This window comes from Sulfuricurvum sp., from assembly GCF_049305995.1.
Classification (GTDB): Bacteria; Campylobacterota; Campylobacteria; order Campylobacterales; family Sulfurimonadaceae; genus Sulfuricurvum.
Map to the genome: position 1 here is coordinate 1 of NZ_JBAQPS010000391.1, position 6089 is coordinate 6089.

Sequence of the window (6089 nt, forward strand, 5' to 3'; positions counted from 1 at the left end):
GATTTAATAGTGATTAATATTAACGTTTAAGGCTATTGGTAGTTGCAAGCATCTCATCACTAGTGGTAATTACTTTCGAGTTTGCATCATATGCACGCTGTCCTGTAATTAAATCAGTAAGTTCTACAACTAATTGAACATTTGATAGTTCGACAAATCCTTGACGGATTGAGCCTAAACCCGTATCTCCTGCTGTACCCTCAACCGGTTGTCCTGAACTATCTGTTTCAACAAATAAATTATCACCCATAGCATGTAACCCAGCAGGATTTATAAAATTAGTTAATGAAATTTGTCCTACTTGCGTAGCTTGTGCTTGACCGGATTGAGTTACACTGACAATACCATCTGTTCCAATACTGATATCGATAGCATCATCAGGAATTACAACCTCAGGAATTAGAGTATATCCGTCCGAATTTACAAGCGTACCATTTTGATCAACTTTAAAAGATCCGTTACGAGTATATACTTCAGTTCCATTAGGAAGTTGAAGTTTGAAAAACCCTTTTCCTGTAATTGCCATATCAAGGGAATTATCAGTTTGTTTTAAACTTCCCTCAGTAAAAATTTTATTGATAGCGGTAGGACGTACTCCGAGCCCCACTTCAATCCCTGTAGGAGATTTAGTAGTATCACTGGTAGATGTTCCCGCATAGGTCATAACTTTATACATCAAATCGGCGAATTCGGCGCGAGATTTTTTGTACCCCATTGTATTAACATTGGCAATGTTATTTGCTGTCGTATCGATTTGGGTTTGCATTGCCATCATTCCAGTAGAACTGGTGTAAAGTGATTGCATCATTGGTTATTTCTCCTTAGTGTTATCGTCGTGTTGAAGCGATTTTCTCAATTGCATCACGGTTAAGATCGTTCATTTGTGAATCCATTGCTTTTTGATACATCCCTACTAATCGGTTTGCTTCGACAAGAGCAATCATTTCATTGACTGCATTGACATTACTTTTTTCAACAAATCCCTGCATAACAGTTCCACTATCTTCCAATGGAGTAAGAGTATCTGCTTTCTCTGGAATATATAAATTGTCACCCTCTTTTATTAGCATTCGGAGATTTTGTGGTTCTAATACAAGAAGTTTTTTATTAGCAACCATCTGCGTCGATCCTGGAACATTAGTCGAAATTTGTCCATTTTTATCGATCGTAATAATACTGTCTTGAGATGTAAAGGTTATAGCGGTTTTGGTCTGAAAATAATCGGTGGATAGGACTTCATGACCTTGTTTGTTAACAAGTTTTCCCTCTTCATTAATGGTAAATGAACCATCACGTGTTAGTCGTATTCCTTGAGGTGTATTAACAGCAAAAAATTGACCCTCTTTTCCTAAAGCAAGATCAAATGTATTATCAGTCCGTTGCATAGCACCTAAACTATAATCAATATAGGCATCGGTAATTTGTGGAACACGGCTAAGTGAACGGTTTAAATACTGTGCTGCTGCCTCCGTTTGATTTGCAATAGGAAGTTCATTTTGAACCGTTTTAAATAATCGGGCAAAATCTCCTGTGATCAACTGATCACGTTTGTATCCCGTTGTATTCGCATTAGCAAGATTAGAAGCAATTGTATCTATACGATTAAACTGTGCTACCATTCCTCCGGTCGCTGCATAATATCCGGTTTGCATCTCTCATCCTTACATAGACTATTGTGAGTTTTGTAGCAACAATTGTTCCAAATTTATAATTATCAAAAAAATGGATATTTCACATAAACTTTAAGAAAAATTTCGGTATAATCCACATCTTTTTTAACGTAAGGGAGTTCTCCTCAGTATGAGTGTCAAAGATCTAAATAAACATCTCGAAACCCTATTTTCTGAACATAAATCTAAAAATTGTCTCACATATGAAACCATTGTTGATCCATTTGACAAGCAACCTACTCTTGCTCAGGCCAAAAATATCCTTAAATTGGCTCAAAAACATAAAATTTGTCTTTTTACTTCGTCTGAACATGCCAAAATGCTCAACCAACAAGAAGCCGCCGCCAAACGCGCTGCTCAGCTCAAATACATTGAAGAAGCCAGTGGTGATGAATTTGATATTCTCAAGCAACATGAACTTCTTGAATGGTCGCGCTCTGACTCTCCCGTACGTATGTATCTCCGCGAAATGGGACAAATTCCCCTTTTAACCAAAGACGAAGAAGTCGAAATTTCTAAACGGATGGAGATGGGTGAGGGGATCATCATTGATGCTATTTGTTCAGTTCCTTATTTAATTGATTTTATTCTTGATTATAAAGATCCACTTATCAATCGTGAACGTCGAGTTAAAGAACTTTTTAAAAGCTTTGAAGAAGATGGTGAATCTGATGATGATGAATCTGATGATGATGAATCTGATGATGATGAATCAACTGAAAAAGCACCATCTGTAAAAGATAAAAAACGTGTTGAAAAAGTTGTTACCTCATTTAAAGCACTTGAAAAAGCAAAAAAAGAGTGGGTTAAAGCAACTGAAAAAATGCTAGAAGAATGTTCACTTGAAGAGATGGATGCAGATTACGTACTTTTCTTCCTCAACGTCAGTTTCAAGAAAAAAATGCTCAAAGAAGCTTTGTTGGATCTCGGGCCAACCTCTAAACTAATCAATGAGCTTGTCCGTTCTATGGAAACCGCATTGCGCAGTGATGAGGGGTTTGACCGTGAGCTTAAACGTCTTGAGTACAAACTTCCCCTTTTCAACGACCAGCTGAAAAAAAATCACATCTTGATTTTGAACAAAATCTGCGATTTGACTAAAGAAGAGATTTCAACCAAAGTCCCTGAAGCAACCATGGTCAGTACCTATATGGAGATCAAAAAATTGATCCAGACCAAAGAGGCTTCCAAGGGCGGGTTCAATATGGAACCTGATAAGCTTGCCGATATTTTGGAACAGATCAAACGGGGTAAAAATATCTCCGAAGTTTCCAAAACCCGTATGGCGAAATCGAATCTCCGTCTCGTTGTCTCTATCGCGAAACGTTACACCAACCGCGGATTACCGTTTCTTGATTTGATTCAAGAGGGGAATATAGGTTTGATGAAAGCGGTCGATAAATTCGAATACCAAAAAGGGTATAAATTTTCGACCTATGCGACATGGTGGATTCGTCAGGCGATCAGCCGTGCAATCGCTGATCAGGCACGTACGATCCGTATACCGATTCACATGATCGAGACGATTAACCGTATCAACAAAATTATGCGTAAACATCTCCAAGAACACGGAAAAGAGCCAGATGTCGAAACCATCGCGGAAGAAGTTGGCTTATCCGTTGAGAAAGTTAAAAACGTTATCAAAATTACCAAAGAACCAATCTCACTTGAAGCTCCTATCGGTAACGAAGAGGATGGGCGTTTTGGAGATTTTATCGAAGATAAAATGTCTATTTCTCCAAGTGATGCTATTTTGAAAGACGATTTAAAAGTTCAAATCGAAAGTGTCCTCGAACAACTCAATGAGCGAGAAAAAGCAGTTATCAAAATGCGTTTCGGCATCATGGACGACGAGAGTGACCGTACTCTCGAAGAGATTGGGAAAGAGCTTAATGTAACGCGTGAACGTGTTCGTCAAATTGAAAGCAGTGCAATCAAAAAACTCAAACACCCTAAAGTGGGGCGTAAGCTTAAAAACTACATCGAGGACTAATGACATTTGATCAACAATGGATTGAATTTGACTTCAATCCGTTTATCCTTTTTAATTCAAGTGGAAAAATTGTATCATTAAATACAGAAGCTCAGTATCTTCTTGGTGCAATTGAAGCATCGGCTATTTATAAAATTGCTACGAGTTATGCAAGTTCATCCTTTGGATTTAAAACTACGTTTTTAGAGTTGGAGTTTGGACGGTTTAAATTTTTTGGAATTACCGTCGGGTATGAAGATGAAGAACAAATCGGGATACGTCTTTATCAGTTTCCATCATTTCAGTTTACTGCGAAAAAACCTAATGGACAACTTATTAATGTATATACTTTGATTGATTTGTGTATCAGTTCAAATTCTATCGGAAGTCAGACGCAATATACTAAAGAACTTGATCCAACTATTCCAGAAATTCGCCTTCAAACCGAATTTTTTATTAAACTTTTGAATAAAATATATCTTTCTATGGCAGGAAATTCTAAAATCCAAACAAGACTTTTTTTCCGAGTCGGAGAACATATTAAATTTGAAGGAGAAAAATACTCCCTTTTCTCTCTTGAAATTTCTTCAATATCTATAAATCGTAAGTATTTTTCTGATATTACTCATTTAGCAGAAGAAAATCATCTTTTTATTGATTTAAAAGATCAAAAAATTACAATTAATGTTCCGATGATTGTGAAATAAATAACTTTTTACCGATTAAGTAGCCCAACGGTATCCCAACCGCTAACCCGATCAAATACGGAAGTATTGATAATGAGTGGCTATTGTTCAGCGCAATAAATCCTAAAATCAAAAAAGCATACGGAACCAAGCGATAAAGCGAGACCATTGCCGAAGCATTTTTGGTCGTATTTTCGATAATATTACTCTTTTGATGTGCTTTTTCCTCTTTGATCATCTGTTTGATATCGGTGATCTCTGATTCACGTTCCTCTTCGTACAAATCATACGGATCGTCCATCTCATCAATCGCATCTTTGAAATCATCAATTTCGCTGTTTTCGACGCGGCTTTGAATCATATTTCGATACGAATAGAGTGATCCTGCAATAATGAGCATCGAAGAGAGCATCGCGACTAAAAAACTAATCATACATTAGTCCTCGTCATCATCATCTTGTGATTTACCCATGTTATAACGGGGATCTTTGGCGAGCTTTTCGAACTCTTTGTATTGTTTACTGTAGGCTTTGTAAATGTTTAATATAGCGGCGGCAATACCGATAGCAACACCGACCCATAACAACCATGTAATCCCAGTGAGTTTTTTAAGTCCCAATCCTATCGCAACCCCGATCAGGATTGCAACTACCATTGAGATACCTAGCGATAGGGTTTCTGCCCCTTCGATGATCGGTTTTAAACGAGGTTTTTGTTCTTCGTTTTCCATTACAGCTCCCCAAAAATTTTATCCGCTGCGGCAATCGTTTCTTCGATCATTGCATCGGTCGTAGCGGTACAAATAAATCCAGTTTCAAACTGTGAACACGCAAAATAAAACCCTGTATCCAACATCGCCGCATGAAAACGGGCAAAGCGTGCGGTATCACTTTTCAACGCTTCGGCAAAATTACCGACCGCTGTATCACAAAAGAAAAATCCGAACATCGATCCGCGTACATCCGTTTGCAATCCGATATTGTGTTTCGCTGCCGCATCCGCAAAACCGCTCATCAAACGTTTTGCCCGCTCTTCGAGTACCCCAAACACACGAGCGTTCGTTCTGAGTTTATGGATTGATGCTAACCCTGCCGCCATCGCAACCGGATTTCCGCTAAGCGTTCCCGCCTGATACACGCCCCCCTCAGGTGAAAGGTGAGCCATAATCTCGCGACGACCGCCGAACGCACCGACAGGCATACCTCCGCCGATCACTTTACCAAGGGTTACAAGGTCAGGTTTAGTCCCCGTAATACTTTCTGCACCATGTAAACACGCACGGAATCCGCTCATCACTTCGTCGAAAATGAGGAGTGCGCCGTACTCGTCACACACTGTGCGTAATTGGGCAAGGAAATCTTTGGTTGCGGGGACGAGACCCATATTTCCCGCAATCGGTTCGATAATGACACAGGCAATCCCCGGACTGTCGGCAAAACATTGCTTGACGCTTTCGATGTTGTTGTATTCGGCTAGAAGCGTATGTTTAGTAAAGTCTGCTGGCACTCCCGGTGAACTTGGAGTACCGAACGTCACGGCACCTGAACCCGCTTGAACGAGCAGTGCATCGCTGTGACCATGATAGCATCCCGTGAATTTGACAATGTCATCACGCCCAGTGAATCCGCGAGCGAGACGGATAGCACTCATAACCGCTTCGGTTCCGCTGCTGACAAAACGGATTTTCTCGATAGAGTCATAAATAGAGATAATCAGCTCCGCAAGCTCTGATTCCGCTTCGGTCGGCGCACCGAAACTGAG

Annotated in this window: 7 protein-coding genes; 2 read left to right on the forward strand and 5 right to left on the reverse strand. The window is 39.6% G+C overall.

What is annotated here, in order from left to right:
* Positions 1–19: 19 nt before the first annotated feature.
* Positions 20–808, reverse strand: a complete 789-nt coding sequence (gene flgG, locus WA010_RS13075) for a flagellar basal-body rod protein FlgG (RefSeq protein ID WP_422557556.1) — start codon at positions 806–808, stop codon at positions 20–22.
* A 19-nt stretch (positions 809–827) separates the two neighbouring features.
* On the reverse strand, positions 828–1652 hold the full coding sequence (locus tag WA010_RS13080) for a flagellar hook-basal body protein (RefSeq protein ID WP_422557557.1): 825 nt from the start codon (positions 1650–1652) through the stop codon (positions 828–830).
* 148 nt (positions 1653–1800) lie between these two features.
* Here WA010_RS13080 and rpoD point away from each other — a divergent pair, with 148 nt between their 5' ends.
* Both rpoD and WA010_RS13090 read left to right on the forward strand, forming a co-directional pair.
* Positions 1801–3663 carry an RNA polymerase sigma factor RpoD gene (gene rpoD / locus WA010_RS13085; protein ID WP_422557558.1) on the forward strand — a complete coding sequence of 621 codons (1863 nt, stop codon included), beginning with the start codon at positions 1801–1803 and terminating at the stop codon, positions 3661–3663.
* Positions 3663–4349, forward strand: a complete 687-nt coding sequence (locus WA010_RS13090; RefSeq protein ID WP_422557559.1) for a hypothetical protein — start codon at positions 3663–3665, stop codon at positions 4347–4349. Before rpoD ends, WA010_RS13090 begins: the two co-directional genes overlap by 1 nt.
* Here WA010_RS13090 and WA010_RS13095 read toward each other — a convergent pair.
* The 3 genes from WA010_RS13095 to hemL all read right to left on the reverse strand — a co-directional run.
* The gene (locus tag WA010_RS13095; RefSeq protein WP_422557560.1) at positions 4324–4761 is read right to left on the reverse strand and encodes a hypothetical protein; all 438 of its coding nucleotides are present in this window, start codon (positions 4759–4761) and stop codon (positions 4324–4326) included. The two genes, WA010_RS13090 and WA010_RS13095, sit on opposite strands and share 26 nt — an antisense overlap.
* Before the next feature lie 3 nt (positions 4762–4764).
* A complete protein-coding gene (locus tag WA010_RS13100; RefSeq protein ID WP_422557561.1) occupies positions 4765–5058 on the reverse strand; it encodes an AtpZ/AtpI family protein in 294 nt (97 codons plus the stop codon).
* Positions 5058–6089: glutamate-1-semialdehyde 2,1-aminomutase (gene hemL / locus WA010_RS13105; RefSeq protein WP_422557562.1), on the reverse strand; the 1032-nt coding region annotated here is incomplete at its 5' end. The genes WA010_RS13100 and hemL, both read right to left, overlap by 1 nt.